Here is a 23,408-nt window from a genome sequence, read left to right as displayed (position 1 = left end):
TCCCCGTGTCTGTCGTGCCCTGCGACAGCGTTCAGCGGCTGCGCGCTGTGGCGTGCAGCCGAACGACGGGCCGAATTCCACTGGCCGGAACCCTGCATGAAACGTCCCCGCCCCGCCCGACGCGCCCTGCTCGCAGCCCTGTGTCTGATTCCCGTTGTTGCCTACGCCGCGTGGCAAATCATGCCGCCGGGCCGCGAGCGCTTCGCCACCGTGCAAGTCAGCCGTGGCGACATCGAAAGCAGCGTCACCGCGCTGGGCACCCTGCAACCGCGCCGCTATGTCGATGTCGGTGCGCAGGCCTCCGGGCAGATCCAGAAAATCCACGTCGAAGTCGGTGACGTGGTCAAGGAAGGTCAACTGCTGGTGGAAATCGATCCATCCACGCAGAAGGCCAAACTCGACGCCGGACGCTTCTCCATCGAAAACCTTAAGGCGCAATTGCAGGAGCAACGCGCCCAGCATGAACTGGCGCGGCAGAAGTATCAGCGGCAGCAGCATCTCGCGGCCGGCGGCGCCACCCGTGAAGAAGACGTGCAGACCGCCCGCGCCGAACTGAAAGCCACTCAGGCCCGCGTCGACATGTTCCAGGCACAGATCCGCCAGGCTGAAGCCAGCCTGCGCAGCGATCAGGCTGAGCTCGGCTACACGCGGATCTACGCGCCGATGGCCGGCACCGTGGTCGCCCTCGACGCCCGCGAAGGCCAGACCCTCAACGCGCAACAGCAGACGCCGCTGATCCTGCGCATCGCCAAACTGTCACCGATGACCGTGTGGGCCGAGGTTTCCGAGGCCGACATTGGTCACGTCAAACCGGGCATGACCGCCTACTTCACCACCCTCAGCGGTGGTCAGCGGCGCTGGAGCAGCACCGTGCGGCAGATCCTGCCGGTGCCGCCCAAGCCGCTGGACCAGACCAGCCAGGGCGGTGGCAGCCCGGCCAGCAGCAGTAAAAGCGGCAGCGCCCGCGTTGTGCTGTACACGGTTTTGCTCGACGTCGATAACGCCGACAACGCCTTGATGGCCGAGATGACCACCCAAGTGTTTTTCGTCGCCAATCAGGCCAAAGGCGTGCTTACCGCACCGGTCGCCGCGTTGCAGGGCAGCACCAGCGCCAACCTGCAGACCGCGCAGGTGGTCGCGGCCAACGGCGACATCCAGCAACGCGAGGTGCGCACCGGCATCAGCGACCGGCTCAAGGTGCAGATTGTCGACGGCCTCAACGAAGGCGATCACTTGTTGATTGGCCCGGTCGACGGCAACGGAGGCTGAATGCAAACGCCTCTGATCGACCTGCAGGACATTCGCAAATCCTACGGCGGCGGTGACGCACCGGAGGTTCACGTGCTGCGCGGCATCGACCTGTCGATCCACGCCGGTGAATTTGTGGCGATTGTCGGCGCTTCCGGCTCCGGCAAATCGACCCTGATGAATATCCTCGGCTGCCTCGACCGCCCGACCTCCGGCGAGTACCGCTTCGCCGGGGAAAACGTCGCCGGCCTCGACAGCGACGAGCTGGCCTGGCTGCGCCGCGAAGCCTTTGGATTTGTATTCCAGGGCTATCACCTGATTCCGTCCGGCTCGGCCCAGGAAAACGTCGAGATGCCGGCGATCTATGCCGGCACCCCGGCTGCCGAGCGTCACGCCCGCGCCGCCGCCCTGCTCGACCGCCTCGGTCTGGCCTCGCGCACCGGCAATCGCCCGCATCAGTTGTCCGGCGGCCAACAGCAACGGGTGTCGATTGCCCGGGCGTTGATGAACGGTGGCCACATCATCCTCGCCGACGAACCCACCGGCGCCCTCGACAGCCACAGCGGCAAAGAGGTGATGGCGCTGCTCGATGAACTGGCGAGCCAGGGCCACGTGGTGATCCTCATCACCCACGACCGCGAAGTCGCGGCCCGGGCCAAACGCATCATCGAAATCCGCGACGGCCTGATCATCAGCGACAGCGCCCGCGACAACCCAGAAGCCCAGACCAGCGCCAACCCCGGCGCCCTGCAAGCGGTGGATCTGCGCCAGCGTCTGGCCGACGGCGCCGAAGCCACCGGCGCCTGGAAAGGCGAACTGGTCGATGCCCTGCACGCCGCGTGGCGAGTGATGTGGATCAACCGCTTTCGCACAGCGCTGACCCTGCTCGGGATCATCATCGGCGTGGCGTCGGTGGTGGTGATGCTGGCGGTCGGCGAAGGCAGCAAACGCCAGGTGATGGCGCAGATGGGCGCCTTCGGTTCGAACATCATTTACCTGAGCGGCTCGGCGCCCAACCCGCGCACGCCGCCGGGGATCATCACCCTCGACGATGTGCACGCCCTGGCCAGCCTGCCGCAAGTGCAGAGGATCATGCCGGTCAACGGCGCCGAGGCCGGCGTACGTTACGGTAATGCCGACCATCTGAGTTACGTCGGCGGCAACGACACCCACTTCCCGGCGATCTTCAACTGGCCGGTGGTGCAAGGCAGTTACTTCACCGAGGCCGATGAGCAGAACGCTGCAGCCGTCGCGGTGATCGGCCACAAAGTCCGCAGCAAACTGCTCAAGGATGTGCCGAACCCGATCGGCCAATTCATCCTGATCGAGAATGTGCCGTTCCAGGTGGTCGGCGTGCTCGCGGAAAAAGGCGCCAGCTCCGGCGACTCCGACAGTGATAATCGCATCGCCATCCCTTATTCGGCGGCCAGCGTTCGGCTGTTCGGCACGCGCAATCCGGAATACGTGGCCATCGCCGCCGCCGACGCGCGCAAGGTCAAGGACACCGAGCAGGCCATCGAGCAACTGATGCTGCGCCTGCACAACGGCAAGAAGGACTTCGAACTGACCAACAACGCCGCGATGATTCAGGCCGAGGCGCGCACCCAGAACACCCTGTCACTGATGCTCGGCTCGATTGCCGCGATCTCGCTGCTGGTCGGCGGGATCGGGGTGATGAACATCATGCTGATGACCGTGCGTGAGCGGACTCGCGAGATCGGCATTCGCATGGCCACCGGCGCCCGCCAGCGCGACATCCTCCGGCAGTTCCTCACCGAAGCGGTGATGCTCTCGGTGGTCGGCGGCCTTGCCGGGATCGCCCTGGCGCTGCTCGTCGGCGGCGTGCTGATCCTCAGCGAAGTGGCCGTGGCTTTTTCGTTGATGGCGGTGCTCGGCGCCTTCGGTTGCGCCCTGGTCACCGGTGTTGTCTTCGGCTTCATGCCTGCCCGCAAAGCTGCCCGGCTCGACCCGGTCACGGCCCTTACCAGTGAATGATCGATCTATGAAACCGCGTCTCAGCCTGTTGACCGTGTGCCTGTTGCTCAGCGCCTGCGGCAGTCCCGTCCAGCGTCCCGACAGCGGCGTGCAGCCGCCCGCCGCCTGGCAATCGGCGCCGGCGGCCAGCCTTGCGCGCAACAACCCGCAATGGTGGACGCAATTTGGCAGCCCGGAACTGGATCGCCTGATCGAACAGGCGCGCGTCGGCAGTTTCGACCTCGCGGCCGCCGTTGCTCGCGTGCGTCAGGCGCAGGCGGGTACCGTCATCGCTGGCGGCTCACAGCTGCCGGAGGTCAAGGCCGGCCTGAATGCCAATCGGCAGAAACTGCTGCGCGGCAATGGCTACAGCCAACTCGATGCCAACAGCAGCAACAAGGCGGTGGACTATTTCGATACCAACCTGAGCGCCACCTACGAAATCGATTTCTGGGGCGGCAAACGCGCGTCGCGCGACAGTGCGCAGTTCGCCCTGCAGGCCAGCGAATTCGACCGGGCGACGGTCGAGCTGACAGTGCTCAGCAGCGTTGCCAGTACGTATGCGCAAACCTTGTCGCTGCGCGAGCAGAGTCGCATCGCCGAACTCAATCTGGCCAACGCACAAAGCGTACTGAAACTGGTGCAGACGCGGTTTGATTCAGGCTCCGCCACCGCACTGGAACTGGCCCAGCAGAAAAGCCTGGTCGCCGCCCAGCAATGGCAATTGCCGCGCGTGCAACAGCAAGCCCAGGACGCGTTGATCAGCCTCGCCGCCCTGCTTGGCCGACCGGTGCAGCAACTGTCGGCGACAGAGTCCTTCGATCACCTGCAATGGCCAGATATCGCCGCCGGCGTCCCCAGCGAGTTGCTCACCCAGCGTCCGGACATCGCACGCGCCGAAGCACAACTGGCCGCCGCCGAAGCCGACGTCAAAGTCGCTCGCGCGGCCATGTTGCCGGCACTGACCCTGACCGCCCAACTCGGCTCAGGCGCCAATCAGTTCGACGATTTGATTCGCAGCCCTTTCTACAACCTGACCGCCGGACTGGTCGCACCGATTTTCAATAACGGTCGCCTCGGCGCTGAGCGCGACAAGGCCACGGCGCGCCAGCAAGAGCTGCTGGAAACCTACCGTGGGGCGATCATCAACGGGTTCGCCGATGTGGAAAAAGCGCTCAATAGCATTCGTCGCCTGGATGAGCAGCGGCTGTGGCAGAACGATGAACTGAATCAGGCGCAGACCGCGTTCGACATCGCCCAGAGCCGCTACCAGGCCGGCGCCGAAGACTTGCTGACCGTGTTGGAAACCCAGCGCACGCTGTACGCGGCCCAGGATCAGCATGCACAACTACGGCTGTCACGAGTGCAGGCGAGCATTGCGCTGTACAAGGCACTTGGCGGGGGGTGGCAGACGCTGTAATCGAATCAACACAACAACCCTGTGGGAGCTGGCTTGCCAGCGATGAGGCCAGCACTCCCGACATCAACGTTGCCTGACCCGATGCTATCGCTGGCAAGCCAGCTCCCACATCGATTGGCGGTGTTGCCGCGCTCTCGGGCTGACCCATAACCCTGTGGGAGCTGGCTTGCCAGCGATGAGGCCAGCACTCCCGACATCAACGTGCCTGACCCGATGCTATCGCTGGCAAGCCAGCTCCCACATCGATTGGCGGTGTTGCCGCTCTCTCGGGCTGACACATAACCCTGTGGGAGCTGGCTTGCCAGCGATGAGGCCAGCACTGCCGACATCAACGTTGCCTGACCCGATGCTATCGCTGGCAAGCCAGCTCCCACATTGAGTGGCGGTGTTGCCGCTCTCTCGGGCTGACACCTGAACCTGTGGGAGCGAGCCTGCTCGCGCATGATCGATGACGCAGCCCTCAAGCCGGGCTGGTTTTAGCCTTCAGATTGCGCGCATACCATGGGCGTTGCGGCACGCGGCGGAACAGGCCGGCGAGTTTTTCCTCGTCGCTGATAAAGGTGATGCGCAGCGCCAGCTTCATGGTTTCCGGATCCATCTCCATCGACTTGCCCACCTGCAATCCCGGCGTGGTACTGCAACCATGGGTGATCGGCCCGAGCCACGGGTCGTCGACTTCCACCCAGCGCCCCGGGGCAAACCATGGCACGCCATTGACCTGCAGCCGCGTGACTTCGCCCGGGTGGAAACGCTCGTGGGCGCGGAACCAGTCCTCGATGCGATCATCGATCCAGCCATGGAAATGCCAGAACGTCGGGTTGACGTGGGAAGAAAACGGATCGCCAAGGAAGTCGTTTTCGGCGTTGTACCAGCGGGCCGCGAAGTCCGCCGGATCGCGGGCAAACGGCACCGGCTGACCGTTGGACGGATCGCGCGGCACGGAGGCCCAGCGCATGTGCAGCCAGTCGTGCAGGCCCAGTTCGACTTCGGAGCCAAACTGGCCGAGGGTGAGCCGGGCCAGATACGCCGGATCGCGGTACTGCGACTCCCAGACCTGGAAGTTGCTTTCGTAGGTTTCGGCGGTCTTGATGTCGCTGACCCATTGGCTGAATTCGTCATCGCCCGCCGCCGTCCAGGTGGGTGGCAAGGCTGAGCCGTCGTGGTTGTCGAAATAGCGGGCGAAGCCGACGCGATCGCGGATCAGCTCCGGCTGCGGCAGCGGGAAGAATTCCCACGACGGCAGATCCTGCATCGACCGCGCCGTCCCGAGCATGTGCCGGTGCATGAAGAAAAAGTCCACGCCCGAACCATTGCGATCCTTGCGCGGGCCACGGGCATCGCGCTCCTTGTCGCGCGGGCCGGGCTGCCAGCCGATACCGCGCAAGGCTTCGCGTTTGTCCTCGGGCAGCTTGTGCCACTTGTCCCGGGTCGCATGCCACAACTGGTGAAACAGGCGATGCTCGGGCGAGATCAACCACGCCAGCAACGTCGGGTTGAGCGGCGTGCGCTCGCGCGCTTCGGGAAACAGCCGCTTGACGGCGACAAAGCGGTTGTCCTGCGCCGGCAAAGCCAGCGACCGGTCCAGGCGCAAGGCCTTGCCGCTGAGGGTGCCACTGCCGGCATTGCCGAAGTCGGCCCAGACCTCATCGAGGATCATCTCCAGCTCATAGCTGATCTGGCCATCGACGCCAATCAGGCGCCAGCTCAGCTTCGCCGCATCGGCTTTCGCGAGGTCGCCCAGAATTCGATAACGCGGTGTTTCAGCGGAACGCAGGCGCTCGGACGTGTCGAGAAAACCGCACACCCCGCGCCCCTTCTGGCCGATGTCGAGAAACACTTGCAGACCCTTGAGCGGCAAGCCCTCGAGGCCGGCATCGGCACCTTCGAAACGGATATCCCACACCCCGCGCAACGCATTTGCCAAGCGCTGCCCGGCCCTGTCCGCGACGTCGAAAGACGCTTCGCCCGGGGTGATCGTCGGGTCCGGCTTCGTCCATTCACGATGCCCGAAATACGCCGCAGGCACGGCAGCGCCGGTCAGCGCCAGACCCGCCATGAACCATCGTCGAGAAATCTTCATTGCCCTACCTGTGTCAGCCATGAAGCAGGCTTTATCCAAGCTAGAACGTTTGTTGCCCCGGCAAATTTAACGCGCCCGGCGATGATGACCCGTGGCGAGGGGATTCATCCCCGATGAGTTGCGAAGCAACTCCCATCCGACGCTGCCGGCGACACTAGAAGGGACAGCGCTGGCAGGCTTTGCGAGCGCTTCGCCCTCGATCGGGGATAAATCCCCTCGCCACAGCACCAGGCTTAAATTTTGCCGCCATCCACTCGTTCTTCCCAGATAGCGAAGGCCCCCGCGCCTGCACCTCGATGGCGAACCTGACTGAGATGGCAATGACAAAACCACGTTCGAAAAAGGCTCTATTCATCGGCCTGCCGTTGGCCCTGGCGATCGGCGCCGGTGCAGGCTTTGCCGTGTGGCACCACTGGTTCAAGGACGACCTCGGCTACCCGGCCAAAGTCATGAAGCAGGCCGATGAGCTGCACGAACGCATGCTGTCTTTCGACAGCCATGTCAGCCTGACGCAAAATTTCGGCACCGACGGCCACGAGGCCGACAAGGACGGCGACGGCCAGTTCGATCTGGCCAAGGCCAGCCGTGGACGCCTGTCCGGCGCCGCGCTGACCATCTTCGGCTGGCCGGAAATGTGGAACGGCCCGAACGCCCCGCACAAGCCGACCCCCGGCTTCGTTGACGAGGCACGCAACCAGCAGGAGATCCGCTTCAAGATCATCTCCGGCATGGTTCGCGATTACCCCAATCAGGTCGCCATCGCCTACACCCCCGACGACTTCCGGCGCTTGCACGGCGAAGGCAAATTCGCGATTTTCATCAGCATGCTCAACGCCTATCCGCTGGGCCACGACCTCAACCTGCTGGACCTGTGGACGGCGCGCGGCATGCGCATGTTCGGCTTCAGCTACATCGGCAACAACGACTGGGCGGATTCGTCGCGACCGCTGCCATTTCTCAATGATTCGCCGGACGCCCTCGACGGCCTCTCGGATCTGGGCAAGCAAGCGGTCAAGCGCCTCAACGATCTGGGCGTGATCATCGACGTCTCGCAAATGTCGACCAAGGCCCTCGAACAAGTTGCGCAACTGAGCCGCACGCCGCTGGTGGCCTCGCATTCGGCGCCGCGCGCGATGGTCGACATTCCGCGCAACCTCAGCGACAAGGAAATGCAACTGATCAAAAACAGCGGCGGCGTGGTGCAGATCGTTGCGTTTTCGCAGTACCTGCGTCCGCTCACCCAGCAAACCCAGGACAAGCTCAACGCGATGCGCAAGGACTTCGACCTGCCGCCGCTGCCGAACCTGGCGATGGCGTTGATGCCGGGCGACCCGATCATTGCCGCGTGGTCGGAGCAGAAGTTCGGCCAGTACGCCAGTCGCCTGTACGCGATCCTCGAAGAGGAACCGAAAGCCAGCCTCAAGGATCTGGGCGATGCCATCGATTACGCGGTGCGCAAGATCGGCATCGACCATGTCGGCATCAGCTCCGACTTCAACGAAGGTGGCGGCGTCAAAGGCTTCGAGAACGTCGGCGAAATTCGCAACGTCACCGCCGAGCTGATCTCGCGCGGTTACTCCGAAGCGGACATCGCCAAGCTCTGGGGCGGCAACTTCCTGCGGGTTTGGGATCAGGTCGAGAAAGCCGCGAAACCGGCCCTGGCCGCTGCGCCGGGAACTGCCAAGCCATGAGCAATCGTCGTGAGTTCTTGAAGCAGGCGGGGATTCTCGCGGCGGCGCTGCCACTGGGCGCGAGCCTGCCGAATGTCGCCGGTGCCGCGAGCGCTGCGCCCGTGACTGGCAACAAGTGGGCGCAGTTGCAGCAGCTGTTCGATCAGGATCCGGCGTATCTGCACTTCTCCAACTTTCTGATCACCTCACACCCGAAACCGGTGCGCGAGGCGATTGAGCGGCACCGCGCCGCCCTCGACAACAATCCCGGCCTGGCCATGGATTGGGACCACGGCGTGATCGAACAGCGCGAAGAGAACGTGCGGGTCTGGGCCGGTCGCTATCTGCAAGCCGACGCCAGACAGATCGCCCTGACCGGCAGCACCACCGAAGGTCTGGCGACGATCTACGGCGGCGTGCACGTGCGCCCCGATCAGGAAATCCTCACCACCGAACACGAGCACTACGCGACCCACACCATCCTCGCCCTGCGCACCGAACGCGACGGCACCCGGGTGCGCAAGATTCGCCTGTTCAAGGATCCGTACAACGCGAGCAAAGCAGAAATCCTTGCTGCCATCGACAGCGCCATCCGTCCCGAGACCCGGGTGCTGGGCATGTGCTGGGTGCATTCGGGCAGCGGCATGAAACTGCCCATCGGTGAAATCGGCGCCATCGTCGACCGGCACAACCGTGGGCGCAGCGACGCCGAGCGCATCGTTTACGTGGTCGACGGGGTGCATGGCTTCGGCGTAGACAACCTGAACTTCGCGCAAATGAACTGCGACTTCTTCATCGCCGGCACCCACAAGTGGATGTTCGGCCCACGCGGCACCGGCATCGTCTGCAGCCGCTTCGCCGAAGTCAGGTACGTGACCCCGATCATTCCGACGTTCTCCGAAGCCACGGCGTTTTCCACCACCATGACGCCCGGCGGCTACCACTCGTTCGAACACCGCTGGGCGCTGGACGAAGCGTTCAAATTGCATCTTGAGCTGGGCAAGGCCGAGGTCGAGGCGCGCATTCACGCGCTCAACAGCTACCTGAAACAACGCCTGCAGCAACGTCCGCAGATCGAACTGGTCACGCCGCTGAGCCCTGAGCTGTCCGCCGGTTTCACCTTCTTCCGGGTCAAGGGCAAGGACAGCGACAAGATCGCCGCGCACCTGATGGCCAACCGGGTGGTGGCCGATGCCGTGCACCGCGACGTCGGCCCGGTGATCCGCACCGCACCGGGGCTGCTCAACGACGAAGAGCAAATCGACCGTTTGCTGGCCGTGCTCGATCAGGCCCTTTGACCCGGACGCTCCCTTTTTCCTTTTAGCGAGACTCGCAATGAACAGTGAACTGCGTCGATTTTCCTTGAAAGCGCTGCCGGCGCTGATGCTCACCGCCCTCGCCGCCGGCCTGCTGCCGGGTGCCGCGCAGGCCGCCACCCCGCCTGCGCCGGGCAAGGTGTTCAAGGACTGCAAGGACTGCCCGGAAATGGTCGTGCTGCCCACCGGCACGTTTACCATGGGCACCCCGGAGGATGAGGTTGGCCGCGAGCCGGATGAAGGGCCGATGCACCCGGTGACGTTTGCCAAACCGCTGGCGATCAGCCGTTTCCAGATTCTGCGCGGCGAGTGGGACGCCTACCTCAAGGACAGCGGCTACAAGATGCCCGACGGCGACACGCGCCCCGGTCGCGCGTGCAAGGCCGGGATCCCGGATTATCAGGGCAGCGACCCGCGCAAGCAGTACACCGACAAGCACCCGGCGGTGTGCATGGATTTCCCGGAGGCCGAAGCTTACGTGGCCTGGCTGTCGAAGAAGACCGGCCAGCCCTATCGACTGGTCAGCGAATCGCTGCGTGAATACGCCGCCCGCGCCGGCAGCACGGGGCCCTTCCCCTTCCCGTTCGATGAAGGCAAGGAATACAGCATCGCCAAACACGCCAACACCTACGGCGCCGCTGATGGCTACAACTTCACCGCGCCGGCCGGCAGCTTCCCGGCCAACGCCTTCGGCGTCTACGACATGCACGGCAATATTTATGAGTGGACCGCCGATTGCTACAACGACAACTACGTCGGCGCGCCAAGCGATGGCAGTGCCTGGCTCAGCGGCAAGTGCGAAGTGCGGCGCATCCGGGGCAACGACTGGGGCGAGGCCCCGGTGTTTTCGCGCTCGGGCAACCGCAACGCCACCTACACCGACACCCGTGGCGACTGGATCGGCTTCCGGGTCGCCCGCGATCTGTAAGGCCATCGCCCGGCTAAATTAGCCATCCCGCCAGTCGTTCTACAGGTGGGCGCGATCCTCCATGGCGCGCCCGCCGCTCTCTACGTCATCCAGGCGAACCCCACGCGCAGTGCCGGTGTTCGCCGCTCCTTCAAGCAGGGAACCTCCATGAGCAAACCAACACGCGGGGTGATCAATGAATTGTTCGCCCTGCTCAAACCCTTTCGACTGATCGTCAGCGTGTCGATCCTGCTCGGCATGGTCGGTGGCCTGAGCGTCACCGCGTTGCTGGCGACCATCAACAATGTGCTGCACGCCGAGGGCGCACTGACCAGCACCATGGTCGCGGTGTTCGCCGGCCTGTGCCTGCTGGCGCTGACCAGCTCGATCTTTTCCGACATCGGCACCAATTTCGTCGGCCAGCACATCATCGCCACATTGCGCAAAGAGCTCGGCGAGAAAGTCCTCTCGGCGCCGATCGAGCAGATCGAGCGCTACCGCAGCCATCGGCTGATTCCGGTGCTGACCCACGACGTCGACACCATCAGCGACTTCGCTTTCGCCTTTGCGCCGCTGGCGATTTCCCTGACCGTGACCCTCGGTTGCATGGGCTACCTGGCGATGTTGTCGTGGCCGATGTTCCTGATGATGGCGGTGGCGATCCTGATCGGCACGGTCATTCAGTACATCGCGCGCGGGCGCGGCATGCAGGGTTTCCTCAAGGCCCGCGACTACGAAGACGAGCTGCAGAAGCACTACCACGCGGTCGCCGAGGGCGCCAAGGAACTGCGCATCCACCGCCCGCGCCGGCATCGCATGTTTGTCTCGGGCATCGAAGGCACGGCAGACAAGATCTGCGCGACGCAGGTGCGTTCGGTAAACATTTTCGTGGTCGCCAAGACTTTGGGTTCGATGCTGTTCTTCGTGGTGATCGGCCTGGCGCTGGGCCTGCAATCGCTGTGGCCGAGCGCCGACAAAGCGGTGATGAGCGGCTTCGTGCTGGTGCTGCTGTACATGAAAGGGCCGCTGGAACACATCATCGGCACCTTGCCGATCGTCAGTCGCGCGCAGATCGCGTTCCGCCGCATTGCCGATCTGTCCGAGCAGTTTTCCTCGCCCGAACCGCACCTGTTGCTCAGCGATCAGGGCCATCAAAAGACCCCGGTGCACAGTTTGGAACTGACTGATGTCTCTTACAGTTTCCCGACGGTAGAAGGCGCCAAGCCGTTCCGGCTGGGGCCGGTAAACCTGAAAATCGAACAGGGCGACATCATTTTCATCGTCGGCGAAAACGGCTGCGGCAAGACCACGCTGATCAAATTGCTGCTGGGTCTGTACGCGCCACAGCAAGGCGAAATCCGCCTCAACCAGCAGCTCGTCGACGCCAGCAACCGCGACGATTACCGCCAGTTGTTCACCACGATTTTCGCCGACTATTACCTGTTCGACGACGTGGTTCAGGGCGACACCCATATCCCGGAAGACGCCAACAAATACCTGGAGCGCCTGGAAATTGCGCACAAGGTCAGTGTGCGTGACGGCTCGTTCACCACCACCGACCTGTCCACCGGCCAGCGCAAGCGTCTGGCCCTGATCAACGCCTGGCTGGAGGAGCGTCCGGTGCTGGTGTTCGACGAGTGGGCCGCCGATCAGGACCCGACCTTCCGGCGGATTTTCTACACCGAGCTGCTGCCGGACCTGAAGCGTCTGGGCAAGACCATCATCGTCATTTCCCACGACGATCGTTACTTCGATGTCGCCGACCAACTGGTGCGCATGAGCGCCGGCAAAGTGGTCACTGAGCTGCAACCCGCCTGACTGTGAAAAATTTGTAAAAAAAATGGCAGTGAGCTTTCCGGTTTTCGGAAGGCTCAACGTCTTACTAACAGTTAATAGAAATAGTTCTCAGTCAACACTTTGAAGAGTAGAAGAACAATGCCCGCACCGCACGGACTCCACCCGCTCGCCAAGGCCCTGCTGATCCGCCGCTCCTTCCGTTGCACCCTGCCAGCGTTCTGCGCCATGGCCCTGACCGTACCGATGGCCGGCCAGGCCCAGGCCGCTGCCGTGGCGATCAATATTCCTGCACAGTCGCTGGGGAGCGCGCTGCAGGAATTCGGTCGCCAGACCAACCTCCAAGTGCTGTACAGCCCGGATGAGGTCAGCGGTCTGCGCAGCAGCACGGTCAGTGGCAACCTGGAACCGACCGCCGCCATCGCGCAACTGCTGCAAGGCACGAACATCGCCTACAGCGTCGAGGGCAACAACGTCGCCTTGCGTTCGCGCAGCAGCGGTGGCGCCAGCCTCGATCTGGCCCCGACCAGCATTTCCGCCACGGCAGAATCGGCTTGGGGCCCGGTAGACGGGATCGTCGCCAAACGCAGCGCCACCGGTTCGAAGACCGATTCGTCGCTCAAGGAAATCCCGCAGACCATCAACGTCGTCACTCAAGACGAAATCAAGATGCGCGGCTCGAAGACCGTCACCGAAGCTCTGCAATACACGCCGGGCATGACCGGCGGCGGTTTCTCGGACCGGGTGAAGATCTTCGACGAACCGACATCCCGTGGCTTCTCCCCTACTCCGCTGTACCTCGACGGCCTGCACATGCCTTACGGCGGCGGCAGCACCGGCGGTTCGCTGCAGATCGACCCGTACACCCTGGAGCGCGTCGAAGTGCTCAAGGGCCCGGCCTCGGTGCTGTACGGCCAGAACCAGCCTGGCGGTATCGTCAACATGGTCAGCAAGCGTCCGACCGCGACCCCGCTGCACGAAGTGAAGCTCGGTGGCGGCAGCTATGACCGCAAGTACGGTGCCTTCGACCTCGGCGGCCCGATCGATGATCAGGGCGAATTCCTCTATCGCCTGACCGGCGTGGTCAACGACAGCGGCTCGGCCATCGACTACGCCAGCCAGAACCGCATGCTGCTGGCGCCAAGCCTGACCTGGCTGCCTAACGATCAGACCACCATCACCGTGTTCGGTCAGTACCAGAAAGACCACGACGTACCGGAAGCCCAAGGCCTGCCGGCCAACGGCACCGTGCATCGCAGCCAGGCCGGGCGCATCAGCCGCAGCCTGTTCCTCGGCGAGCCGGACGTGAACAAGTACCACCGCGAGCAGTTCGTGGTCGGTTACGAGATTGCCCACGAACTCAACGACGTCTGGACCCTGAAGCAGAACGCGCGTTACGCCGACATCAACGACCAGTACGTGGCGCCGCTGCACGGTTATGCGTTCCCGACCAACCCGGTCACCGGCCTCAACGACGGCAGCTACCAGAGCCGTTATGCGGTGGACTGGTCGCAGCACAACAAGGTCTACGGCATCGATAACATCGCCCAGGCCAAGTTCAACACCGCCGATGTCGAGCACACCGTGCTGCTGGGCGTGGACTACTACCACTACAATTCGAAATTCCTCGGCCTGTACGACCGCACCGCTCCAGGTCTGGACCTGTACAACCCGGTGTATGGCAGCCAGATCAATTTCCGCCAGCCGTACAAGTGGGACAACACCATCACCCAGACCGGCCTGTACGCTCAGGATCAACTGCGCTGGAACCAGTGGTTCCTGACCCTCGGCGGTCGGTATGACTTCGCCGAAACCGACAACAAGCAACCGCTGAGCGGCGGCCACAGCAACCAGAAGGACGAAAAGTTCACCGGGCGTGCCGGCCTCGGCTACGAGTTCGACAACGGCATCACACCGTACGTCAGCTACGCCGAATCGTTCCTGCCGCAAACCGGTACCGACATGAGCGGCAGCGCCTTCGAACCGACCACCGGCAAGCAGTACGAAGTCGGCGTCAAGTACGAGCCGAAGTCGATCGACGGCTTCATTCAGCTGTCGGCGTACCAGATCGACCAGGACAACATGCTCACCACCGACCTCAACAACCCGGGCTTCAGCACCCAGAGCGGCTCCGTGCGTTCGCGCGGTATCGAGCTGGAAGGCAAGGTCAACGTCACCCGCAACCTGCGCGTGCTGGCGGCGGTGTCGCGTAACCAGACCAAGTGGGAGAAAGACAACGACGGTCGCGAAGGTCGCACCCTGGCCATGCGTCCACCACTGACTGCCTCCGCGTGGGTCAACTACGACTTCGACATCTCCACCGCCCTCGCCGGTTTCGGCATGGGCCTGGGCGCCCGCTACGTGCGCAGCAGCTACGGTTCCGATTACGAGTCGGACTCGTTCCAGATTCCGTCCTACACCGTGTATGACGCCATGGTCTCCTACGACCTGGAAAAATCGCCGCTGCATGTCAAAGGCGTGAAGCTGCAAGCCAACCTGCAAAACCTCACCGACGAGAAATATGTGGCAGCGTGCAACGGTACCCTCGATTGCTACTACGGCGAAGGCCGGACCATGACTGCTGACGTGACCTACAACTGGTAATACGTTTAGCGCTCACTGAAACGCCGGCATTTGCTGGCGTTTTTTTTGGGGGACTGATTGGGGCTTGGCGGCCTTTGGGCCGACCAGGCTCTTGGGGTTTTGGGTGTATATCCGTTTCTGCGGGTGCTGCCGCTGGCGGTTTCGCTCTTACAGCGAGTCACCTTTTCCAGACGCCGAAAAGGTAACCCAAAAGGCTTTGCCCCGGCGTACGGCACTTCGCTGAGGCTCAGTGTTCCCTCGCTACGGTGCCCATCCGGGGGCATCGCCTACGGTTTGCTTCGCTGCACCTCCTCTCGATGCATGCGGCTTCGCCGCACGGCGCTGCGCGCCTATCCCCCGGATAAACACCTACGCTCGGCCTGCCGAAGGGGCTGAAGATCAAAAGCCAGATCAAGAGCCAAAGCCAAAGCCAAAGCCAAAGCCAAAGCCAAAGCCAAAGCCAAAGCAGATCAAAAGATCGCAGCCTTCGGCAGCTCCTACAGGGGATTGGGTGTATTCAGATAGAAATTGATCGGCTGTCAGGCCGCCATCGCTGGCAAGCCAGCTCCCACAGTGGGATCGGGTGTTTTCAGTCAGAAATTGGTCGGCTGTCAGGCCGCCTTCGCTGGCAAGCCAGCTCCCACAGTGGGATCGGGTGTTTTCAGTCAGAAATTGGTCGGCTGTCAGGCCGCCTTCGCTGGCAAGCCAGCTCCCACAACTTTATTCGTGCACACCCCATGCGGCGAAGCCGCCCCACTCAACACGATGAGCGTTAGCTCGAGTACCGCTCTTGATCTGAGGGCCCGTCGGCAGGCTGAGTGGAGGGATTTATCCGGGGGTGGGAGCGCAGCGACCGTTTGGCGCAGCCAAACACAGCGAGAGGAGGTGCAGCGAAGCAAACCGTAGGCGCTGCCCCCCGGATGAATCCCGCAGCGAAGGAACCCGAGCCTAAGCGAGGGCCGAACGTCAGGGTAAAGCCCTTTGGTTACTTTGGGGCTTTTGCCAAAGTGACCCGCCGTCAGGGCGGAACCCTAGGTGGCCGTCACCGCAGCAACGGATATTCCCCCCCACCCCGGTCAAGCCAAATCAAACACCTCCACCAAGCGCCCAGCAATCAACCCCAGCGCCTCCTCAGCCTCATCAACAATCGCCCCCATACGCATGAAGTCGTGGGTCATCCCCTTATAAACCTTCAGCTCCACAGCAACCCCCGCCGCCTGCAAATGCCGGGCATAAGCCACCCCCTCATCGTGCAACGGATCACACTCGGCCAACACCATCAACACCGGCGCGACATCGGCCGGAACATCGCCGAGCAACGGCGAAAAACGTGGATCAAAACGATCGCTGGCATCACGCTGATAGTGCGCGTAGAACCACTGCAGCGAAGCCTTCTCCAGCAGATAGCCTTCGGCGAAACGCTCGATCGACGGCGTGCTGCGACTGGCATCGGTGACCGGATAAATCAGCACCTGCAAGCGCGGCTGCTCAGCGGCAGCCGTCAGTTGCGCAGCCAGCACCGTGGCCAGACTGCCACCGACGCTGTCACCGGCAATCGCCAGTCGCGCCGTGTCGATGCCCAGATCTGCAGCACTCGCCACCAGCCAGTCCCAGGCATCGCGGGCGTCATCGGCCGCTGTCGGAAAACGATGTTCCGGCGCCAGTCGGTACGCCACCGACAGCACCACGCAATCGGCCAGCGAGGCCAGCGCGCGGCACAGCGAATCATGCGAGTCGAGGCTGCCGACCACATAGCCGCCACCATGGAAATACAACAGCGCCGGACGACCGGCGCCCGCCTGCAACGCATGGTTACTGTAGATCCGTGCGTTCAACAGTGAACCGTCACGCGCTGGCAATTGCAGCTCATCCACCACGACCAGTTCTTCACCGCCGGCGTCCATCAGCAACGATGACTGATCGAATTGTTCGCGGGCTTCGGTCGGGCTCAACTCATGCATGCCGACGCGTTTGCCACTGGCCCGGCCGTTGCCGACCAGTTGCAGAAATGCGGCGATATCAGGATTCAATGACATTCAAATCTCCAAAGCGATCGGGCGCCAGCAGCGCCCGATCGCTTTTACTTGGCTTTCACAGCAGGTTTCAGGACATGACTACTGATTCAACGATCTGGCCGAGCATTTCTTCAGCCTCGGACAGGAAAGTTTCATCACGCGGGATCTGGAAGTGCCCGCAATCCAGCCATTCGCCGCCCATGCCCGGCTGACCCAGTTGCGCCGCCAGCTCCAGAGCCTCGACTTCACGTCCCAGGGTCCACCAGCACACCGGGTTGACGGTCAGCGGCGCACAGCGCTCAAGCTTGAGCGACAACTGCTTGAGCCGGCGCGCCACGCTGAACACATGCGCCAGTTCATCGGCACCCAGTGCCACGTAAGTCGACGCCCCGCGCTCGGCACTCATGGCACGCTGGAACAGCGCGCGCAGGTTGTGCGGCGTTTCTTCACCGTCGATGGACAAGCCCGGTGCGGCGTCCGGCAACGTCACCTGCAGGAAGTCGCGCAGGTCGGCTTGCCAGTCATCGACCGCCCCGGCGTCGACCGCTGCCGACGGCACGAAGCTATCGACCAGCCCGACAAACTTGACCTGTTGCCCGGCCTGCTCCAGTTGCGCGGCGATCAACATCGCCAGCGTACCGCCCAGCGACCAGCCCAGCAGGTGATACGGCCCCTGCGGCTGTTTCTGGCGAATCTGCGCCAGATACTCACTGGCCATTTCCTGCAGCGAGGTGTCGTTGAACGCCGGATCCAGCAGCATCCGCGACTGAATCGCCAATACCTGACGCCGACCGCTCAAACGGCGCGCCAGCGGCTCGTAGTCGAACACCGTGCCGAATCCGGCATGCAGGCAGAACAGCGGCGCCACGCCCTTGACCTCGGCATTCATCGCCAGCAACCCGGAGGCTTTTTCCGCCGTGCCCTGAACGCTGGCCACTAGTTCGCCGATGCTCGGTTTCTGCATCAGATCGCGCAGTTTCAGGCTCAGGCCCTGAGCCTTGAGCGCGCGGCTGCGGGCCACCACTTGCAGGCTGAGGATCGAATCGCCACCCAGCTCGAAGAAATTGTCGGTGAGCCCGACCCGTTCGATTTTCAGCACTTCCTGCCAGATCTTCGCCAGGGCTTTTTCCAGCTCGGTGCGCGGTTCGACATAGGCCAGACGCTGTTCGGCGTCCGGATTCGGCAAGGCCTTGCGGTCGAGCTTGCCGTTCGGCGTCAGCGGCATGCATTCAAGTACCATCAAGTGTGCCGGCACCATGTAATCCGGCAAGCTGGCCTTTAGTTGCTCGCGCAGACGCTCGCCCAAACCGTCGGCCGGCGTGTCGGTAGCGGCCAGTACATAGCCGAGCAGTTGCTTGCCGCTGACACCCTCGCGGGCCACCACGGCGGCGTCACGCACGCCCGGCTGCTGCTTGAGGCGCGCTTCGATTTCACCCAGCTCGATGCGGAAACCACGGATCTTCACCTGATGGTCGATCCGCCCGAGATAGTCGACGGTGCCGTCGGCACGCTGGCGCACCAGGTCGCCGGTGCGGTACAGGCGACTGCCGTCGGCGCTGAACGGGTTGGCAACGAAACGTTCGGCGGTGCCACCGGCGCGTCCCAGATAACCGCGCGCCAACGCACCACCCAGGTACAACTCACCGGCAATGCCGGCCGGCAGCGGATTGAGGTCGCTGTCGAGCACATAACCCGTGCGCTCGCCGACCACGCTGCCGATTGGCGCATAGGCCGCGCCGCATTGATCGTCGACCGCGGCCTTCCAGATCAGCGGCGTGACCACCGTTTCGGTCGGGCCATAGCCGTTGATGATGTACTGCGGTTGCAGTGCGCGTTTGGCCAGTTCGAAACTTGCCACCGGCACCGCATCCCCGCCGAAGCAGTAGATCCGTACCGGCGGCGGATTGCCGTGTTGTTCGGCGTGTTCGGCCAGTTGCTGCAGGTACACCGGCGGGAACGCGGCCACGCTCACGCCATGCTGATGCAGGGCGTCAAAGGTTTGTTCGGCCGTCCACAGCTTATCGTCGCGAATCAGCAAACGAGCGCCGTGTGTGAGGGTGGTCAGCCAGCGCTCATGCGCGCCGTCGAAGGCGAACGACATGAAGTGCAACTCGCAATCGGCCGCGCTCATTTCGTAACGCTGACCGATCGCCTGGCAGTGCATCGCCAGCGGCCCGTGCGCCACGCCGACACCTTTCGGCTGACCGGTTGAGCCGGAGGTGTAGATCACGTAGGCCAGGTTGCCCGGCTGCACCGCCACCTGCGGCGCCGAATCCGGCTGAGCACGCAGATCCAGCTGATCGAGTTCCAGCACCTGCAGGTTGGCCTGGGTCGGCAGCACCTGACGCAGACTCGAATCGCTGAGCAGCAAGGCGATGCCCGAATCGTGCATCAGATAGCTCAAGCGCTCGCGGGGATAGGTCGCGTCCAGCGGCACATAGGCACCCCCGGCCTTGAGCACCGCCAACAGCGCGACGATCATGTTTTCGCTGCGTGGCAGGGCCACACCGACCCGCACTTCCGGACCGACACCTTCGGCGATCAGCGCATGCGCCAGACGATTGGCCCGCGCGTCGATCTGACCGTAGCTGAAGGCTTGCTCATTGAAGATCACGGCGGTTTGTTCGGCCCGCTGCGCAGCCCACCCGGCAATGCGCTGGTGCACCGGTGTGGTCTGCGTTTGCGCGACAACCTCCGGCGCAGGCGCGACATGCCCGGTTGGCAGACCGATGCGTCCAAGCGCCTGCCCGGCGTCCTGAACCAGTGCGGTGAGCAGGCCTTCCATGTTGCTGCGGATGCCTTCCACGGTCGCCAGATCAAAATGTTCGCGCAGGAACATGTACTCGATCACCAACCCGTCTTCGAGGGTGACCATCAGGTCCATCGGGAAGTTGGTCAGGCCCGAGTTGTTGATCTCGCCAAACTTCAGCGAATCATCGCGCCACTCGCGCAGCGCCTGATCGATCGGGTGGTTTTCGAACACAATGATGCTGTCGAACAGCGACTGCCCGGCACGCCCGCCCCAACGCTGGACGTCGGTCAGCGGGGTGTACTCGCGCTCGCGCATCTCCAGGTTGAAATCCTGCAACTCGCGCAACCAGGCGCCCACGGTCTGCTCGGCCGGCACGTCCTTGATCACTGGCAAGGTGTTGATGAACAGGCCCAGGATCGATTCCGAAGCCGGCAGGCTCGCCGGACGCCCCGCCACCGTGGCGCCGAACGCCACGCAACGCTGGCCGCTGTAACGGCTGAGCAGCACCAGCCACGCGCCCTGCACCAAGGTATTGAGGGTGACCTGCTGCGCCTGGGCAAAGGCTTTCAACTGTTCGGTGCGGGCCTCGCCCAGACGGCTGTACAGCGCCTGGTGACCGCGACCGCTGCCGGTACGCGTCACCGCGTCCGCCAGATAGGTCGGTTCGTCGAGCCGACTCAGGTGCTGACGCCAGAAACCTTCGCTGGCGTTCGCGTCCTGCTGTTGCAGCCAGTTGATGTAACCGCGATACGGCACCGCGTCGGCCAGTGGTCGTCCGGAATACTGGCTCAGCACCTCACCGATCAACTGCGAACTGCTCCAGCCGTCGATCAGAATGTGATGGTAGGTCCAGATCAACTGATAGCTGTGCTCGCCGACTTGCACCAGCGTCAGGCGTTGCAGCGGTGGCTGGTCAAGGTCGAAGCCCTTGGCCCGCTCGGCATCCGCCAGACCTTGCAAGGCTTCGGCCGAATGATCCCGCTCACGCCAGTCGAGCAGACTGAACGGCAACTGCGGATCGGCGAGCACAAATTGCAGCGGCTCGGCCATGTCCTGCCAAAGGAAACCGGTGCGCAAAATATCGTGGCGACGGCTGACGGTTTCCCACGCGGCTTGCAGACGCAGCGGCTCAAGGCCCTCCACCGGAACGCTCAACTGGTTGACGTACAGATCCGATTCCGGCGAATTCAGGCCGAGGAACAGCATGCCCTGCTGCATCGGCGACAAGCGATAGAGCCCGTCCAGTTGCCCGGCCGGCAGTGGCAGTTGCGCCACTTGCGCCTCGCTCAAGCCGTGCAGCGGCAGGTCGATCAGCGCCGGCTCCGGCGCCACACGCCCTTCGGCAGCCTGCACGCACAGGGCCAGCTGCTGAATGGTCGGTTGCTGGAACAGGTCTTTCGGGCTCAACTCCAGCCCTTGCTGACGGGCGCGACTGACCACCTGAATCGAGATGATCGAATCGCCGCCCAAGGCAAAGAAACTGTCGTGGGTGCTGACCTGCTCAAGGCCCAATACCTCTTTCCAGATCTGCACCAGCGCCTGCTCAATGGCATTCGCCGGTTCGACATGCAGCTGCGCGGCGCTGAGCTCCAGTGCTGGCAGGCGCTTGCGGTCGATCTTGCCGTTGGGGGTCAGCGGCAGCTGCGCCAGCCACAGGCGGTGGCTCGGCACCATGTAATCCGGCAGGGTCGCGCCCAGCCAGTTGCCGAGGGTTTGCTGCAGTGCAGCCTGTTGCTCGACGCTGGCCTCGATGATCGCCGGATCGCTCGGCACCAGATAGGCAATCAGTTGCTGACTGCCCGACACTTCGCTGGCCACGACCACCGCCTCACGCACGGATGCATGCGCCAGCAGGCGTGCTTCGATTTCGCCCAGCTCGATACGCAAGCCGCGAATCTTCACCTGATGGTCGATCCGGCCCATGTACTCCAGCTCGCCCTCCTCGCGCTGACGAATCAGGTCGCCGGTGCGGTACAGGCGCTCGCCGTTGCCGCCGAAAGGATTCGGCACGAAGCGCTCGGCGGTCATTGCCGCACGCCCCAGATAACCGCGCGTGATGCCGGCGCCGGACAGGTACAGCTCGGCCGAAACGCCCTGCGGCACCGCGTGCAGATCGGCATCCAGCAGATGACTGGCGCTGTAATCGAGCGCGCGCCCAATCCGCGCCTGACCGCCAGCACGCCGGAGGGTCCAGGTCGAATAAGTGGTGTCTTCCGACGGGCCATACAGGTCGTAAACGTGTTCGACCGTCGACTGCTGATACAACGCCTCCACCAGCGCTTGTTTCAGCGGTTCACCCGCCAGATTGATGATGCGCACGCTTGGCGGAATCTGCCCGGCACGCTGCAGCGCGGCGATCGCCGACGGCACAGTGTTGATCAAACGAACTTGATCGCGGGCCGGCAAGTGCGGCAGCTCCAAGGCATTACGGGCGATGATCAGCGAGCCACCGTTAGCCAGAGTGACGAACAGCTCCCACACCGACAGGTCGAAGCACACCGACGTCGAGGCCAGTACGCCTTGAATGTCCTCGCGGCGGTAGACCTTGGCCGACCAGTCGATCAGCGCCATGACGTTGCGATGGGCAATCGCCACGCCTTTGGGTTTGCCGGTGGAGCCGGAGGTGTAGATCACGTAGGCGAGGTTGTCCGGAGCGACCGATGTTTGCGGCGCGCTGCTCGGATAATCGCTCAACGAAAGCTGATCCAGCAGCAGCACTTGGGTATCGCCCGGCACGCTCAGGGTCGCGGCAACCGCCTGCTCGGTGAGCAACACCCGCGCCCGACTGTCTTCGAGCATGTAAGCCACGCGATCCGCCGGGTAGTCCGGGTCCAGCGGCACGTAAGCGCCACCAGCCTTGAGCACCGCGAGCAAGGCGACCAGCAACTGCTCGGAACGCGGCATTGCCACGCCCACGCGCACTTCCGGGCCGACACCCAACTCAAGCAGTTTGTGCGCCAGGCGATTGGCCTGGGCGTCCAGTGCGGCGAAGCTCAGTTGCTTATGGGCAAAGGTTACCGCCAAGGCATCCGGGTTAGCTGCCACTTGGCGGGCGATGGCTTGATGGATGCACAGATCAGTGGAGAAGTCGGTATTCACCTGCCGGCTGTGCTCGATAAGGTTCAGCTCGCTGAGCGAACGCTCCCCCGACTCGCTCATCTGCCCGAGCAAGCGCTGCAGATACCCGGCCAGTTGCATCACGCTGTGCGCGGCAAAGCTTTCGCACTGGTAGCTGAAATGCATCGACAGCTCATCGCTCAGGTGCACCAGCAGCGTCAGCGGATAGTTGGTCTGCTCATGATTGTGGATTTCACCGAAGCGCAGTTCTTGTGGTGCGCCCTGCGCCAGCGCCTCGGACACCGGGTAGTTCTCGAACACCAGAATGTTGTCGAACAGCGCCTCACCATTGCGCTCGGCCCAGCGCTGAATATCGAACAGCGGGGTGTGCTCATGCTCACGCAAGGCGAGGTTCTGCGCCTGCACGCTCTGCAACCATTCGCCAACGCTCGATGAGGACTGCGGGCTGGCGATGACCGGCAAGGTGTTGATGAACAGACCGATCTGCTGCTCGACCCCTTTGAGTTCAGCCGGACGCCCCGCCACCGTGGCACCGAACGCCACACACGGCTGGCCGGTCAGGCGCTGCAAC

General features: G+C 63.4%; 11 protein-coding genes (1 of these 11 cut by a window edge). 8 read left to right on the top strand and 3 right to left on the bottom strand.

Features of this window, described 5'->3' with window-relative positions:
- Window positions 1–96: 96 nt before the first annotated feature.
- From AC193Q_RS02220 to AC193Q_RS02210, 3 genes are read left to right on the top strand one after another with little or no spacing between them, the layout of a single operon-like run.
- On the top strand, window positions 97–1,269 hold the full coding sequence (locus AC193Q_RS02220) for an efflux RND transporter periplasmic adaptor subunit (RefSeq protein ID WP_483879099.1): 1,173 nt from the start codon (window positions 97–99) through the stop codon (window positions 1,267–1,269).
- Window positions 1,270–3,243: a MacB family efflux pump subunit gene (locus AC193Q_RS02215; protein ID WP_483879098.1), complete on the top strand. Its 1,974-nt coding sequence runs from the start codon at window positions 1,270–1,272 to the stop codon at window positions 3,241–3,243.
- Between the two features lie 7 nt (window positions 3,244–3,250).
- Complete coding sequence (locus tag AC193Q_RS02210) at window positions 3,251–4,642, top strand: efflux transporter outer membrane subunit (protein ID WP_121184587.1); 1,392 nt, start codon at window positions 3,251–3,253, stop codon at window positions 4,640–4,642.
- Window positions 4,643–5,102: 460 nt separating this feature from the next.
- Here the strand turns inward: AC193Q_RS02210 and pvdP are convergent, their stop codons facing one another.
- Entirely contained in the window at window positions 5,103–6,722 is a 1,620-nt protein-coding gene (gene pvdP, locus AC193Q_RS02205; RefSeq protein WP_483879097.1) for a pyoverdine maturation tyrosinase PvdP, read from the bottom strand.
- 320 nt (window positions 6,723–7,042) lie between these two features.
- Between pvdP and pvdM the strand changes: the two genes are divergently transcribed.
- The 5 genes from pvdM to AC193Q_RS02180 all read left to right on the top strand — a co-directional run bounded on the left by pvdM (window position 7,043) and on the right by AC193Q_RS02180 (window position 15,013).
- Window positions 7,043–8,413 carry a pyoverdine-tailoring dipeptidase-like protein PvdM gene (gene pvdM / locus AC193Q_RS02200; protein WP_483879096.1) on the top strand — a complete coding sequence of 457 codons (1,371 nt, stop codon included), beginning with the start codon at window positions 7,043–7,045 and terminating at the stop codon, window positions 8,411–8,413.
- Window positions 8,410–9,690, top strand: a complete 1,281-nt coding sequence (pvdN, locus tag AC193Q_RS02195; RefSeq protein WP_476283611.1) for a pyoverdine-tailoring periplasmic protein PvdN — start codon at window positions 8,410–8,412, stop codon at window positions 9,688–9,690. Before pvdM ends, pvdN begins: the two co-directional genes overlap by 4 nt.
- 37 nt (window positions 9,691–9,727) lie before the next feature.
- Window positions 9,728–10,636: a dihydropyoverdine dehydrogenase gene (pvdO, locus tag AC193Q_RS02190; protein ID WP_239779043.1), complete on the top strand. Its 909-nt coding sequence runs from the start codon at window positions 9,728–9,730 to the stop codon at window positions 10,634–10,636.
- Between the two features lie 147 nt (window positions 10,637–10,783).
- Complete coding sequence (locus tag AC193Q_RS02185; RefSeq protein ID WP_483879095.1) at window positions 10,784–12,433, top strand: cyclic peptide export ABC transporter; 1,650 nt, start codon at window positions 10,784–10,786, stop codon at window positions 12,431–12,433.
- A 117-nt stretch (window positions 12,434–12,550) separates the two neighbouring features.
- Window positions 12,551–15,013 (top strand): TonB-dependent siderophore receptor, encoded by a 2,463-nt coding sequence (locus tag AC193Q_RS02180; protein WP_095667048.1) that lies wholly within the window; start codon window positions 12,551–12,553, stop codon window positions 15,011–15,013.
- Window positions 15,014–16,068: 1,055 nt separating this feature from the next.
- Here the strand turns inward: AC193Q_RS02180 and AC193Q_RS02175 are convergent.
- On the bottom strand, window positions 16,069–17,028 hold the full coding sequence (locus AC193Q_RS02175) for an alpha/beta hydrolase (protein ID WP_483879094.1): 960 nt from the start codon (window positions 17,026–17,028) through the stop codon (window positions 16,069–16,071).
- A 67-nt stretch (window positions 17,029–17,095) separates the two neighbouring features.
- Window positions 17,096–23,408, bottom strand: the end of a protein-coding gene (locus AC193Q_RS02170; RefSeq protein ID WP_483879093.1) for a non-ribosomal peptide synthase/polyketide synthase. It continues 8,684 nt past the right edge of the window; the window shows 6,313 of its 14,997 coding nt (coding positions 8,685–14,997); its start codon lies off the right edge, out of view — the gene reads right to left on this strand; the stop codon is at window positions 17,096–17,098.

It is taken from the genome of Pseudomonas sp. F2, assembly GCF_057174385.1.
Note: the sequence above shows the minus strand (reverse complement) of the source record. Positions and strands in the feature narration are given on the sequence as shown.

Bases quoted from the DNA above. Each gene is read 5' to 3' on its own strand.
- AC193Q_RS02220 (WP_483879099.1), top strand. From the start codon at position 97: ATGAAACGTCCCCGCCCCGCCCGACGCGCCCTGCTCGCAGCCCTGTGT.
- AC193Q_RS02215 (WP_483879098.1), top strand. From the start codon at position 1,270: ATGCAAACGCCTCTGATCGACCTGCAGGACATTCGCAAATCCTACGGC.
- AC193Q_RS02210 (WP_121184587.1), top strand. From the start codon at position 3,251: ATGAAACCGCGTCTCAGCCTGTTGACCGTGTGCCTGTTGCTCAGCGCC.
- pvdP (WP_483879097.1), bottom strand. From the start codon at position 6,722: ATGAAGATTTCTCGACGATGGTTCATGGCGGGTCTGGCGCTGACCGGC.
- pvdM (WP_483879096.1), top strand. From the start codon at position 7,043: ATGACAAAACCACGTTCGAAAAAGGCTCTATTCATCGGCCTGCCGTTG.
- pvdN (WP_476283611.1), top strand. From the start codon at position 8,410: ATGAGCAATCGTCGTGAGTTCTTGAAGCAGGCGGGGATTCTCGCGGCG.
- pvdO (WP_239779043.1), top strand. From the start codon at position 9,728: ATGAACAGTGAACTGCGTCGATTTTCCTTGAAAGCGCTGCCGGCGCTG.
- AC193Q_RS02185 (WP_483879095.1), top strand. From the start codon at position 10,784: ATGAGCAAACCAACACGCGGGGTGATCAATGAATTGTTCGCCCTGCTC.
- AC193Q_RS02180 (WP_095667048.1), top strand. From the start codon at position 12,551: ATGCCCGCACCGCACGGACTCCACCCGCTCGCCAAGGCCCTGCTGATC.
- AC193Q_RS02175 (WP_483879094.1), bottom strand. From the start codon at position 17,028: ATGTCATTGAATCCTGATATCGCCGCATTTCTGCAACTGGTCGGCAAC.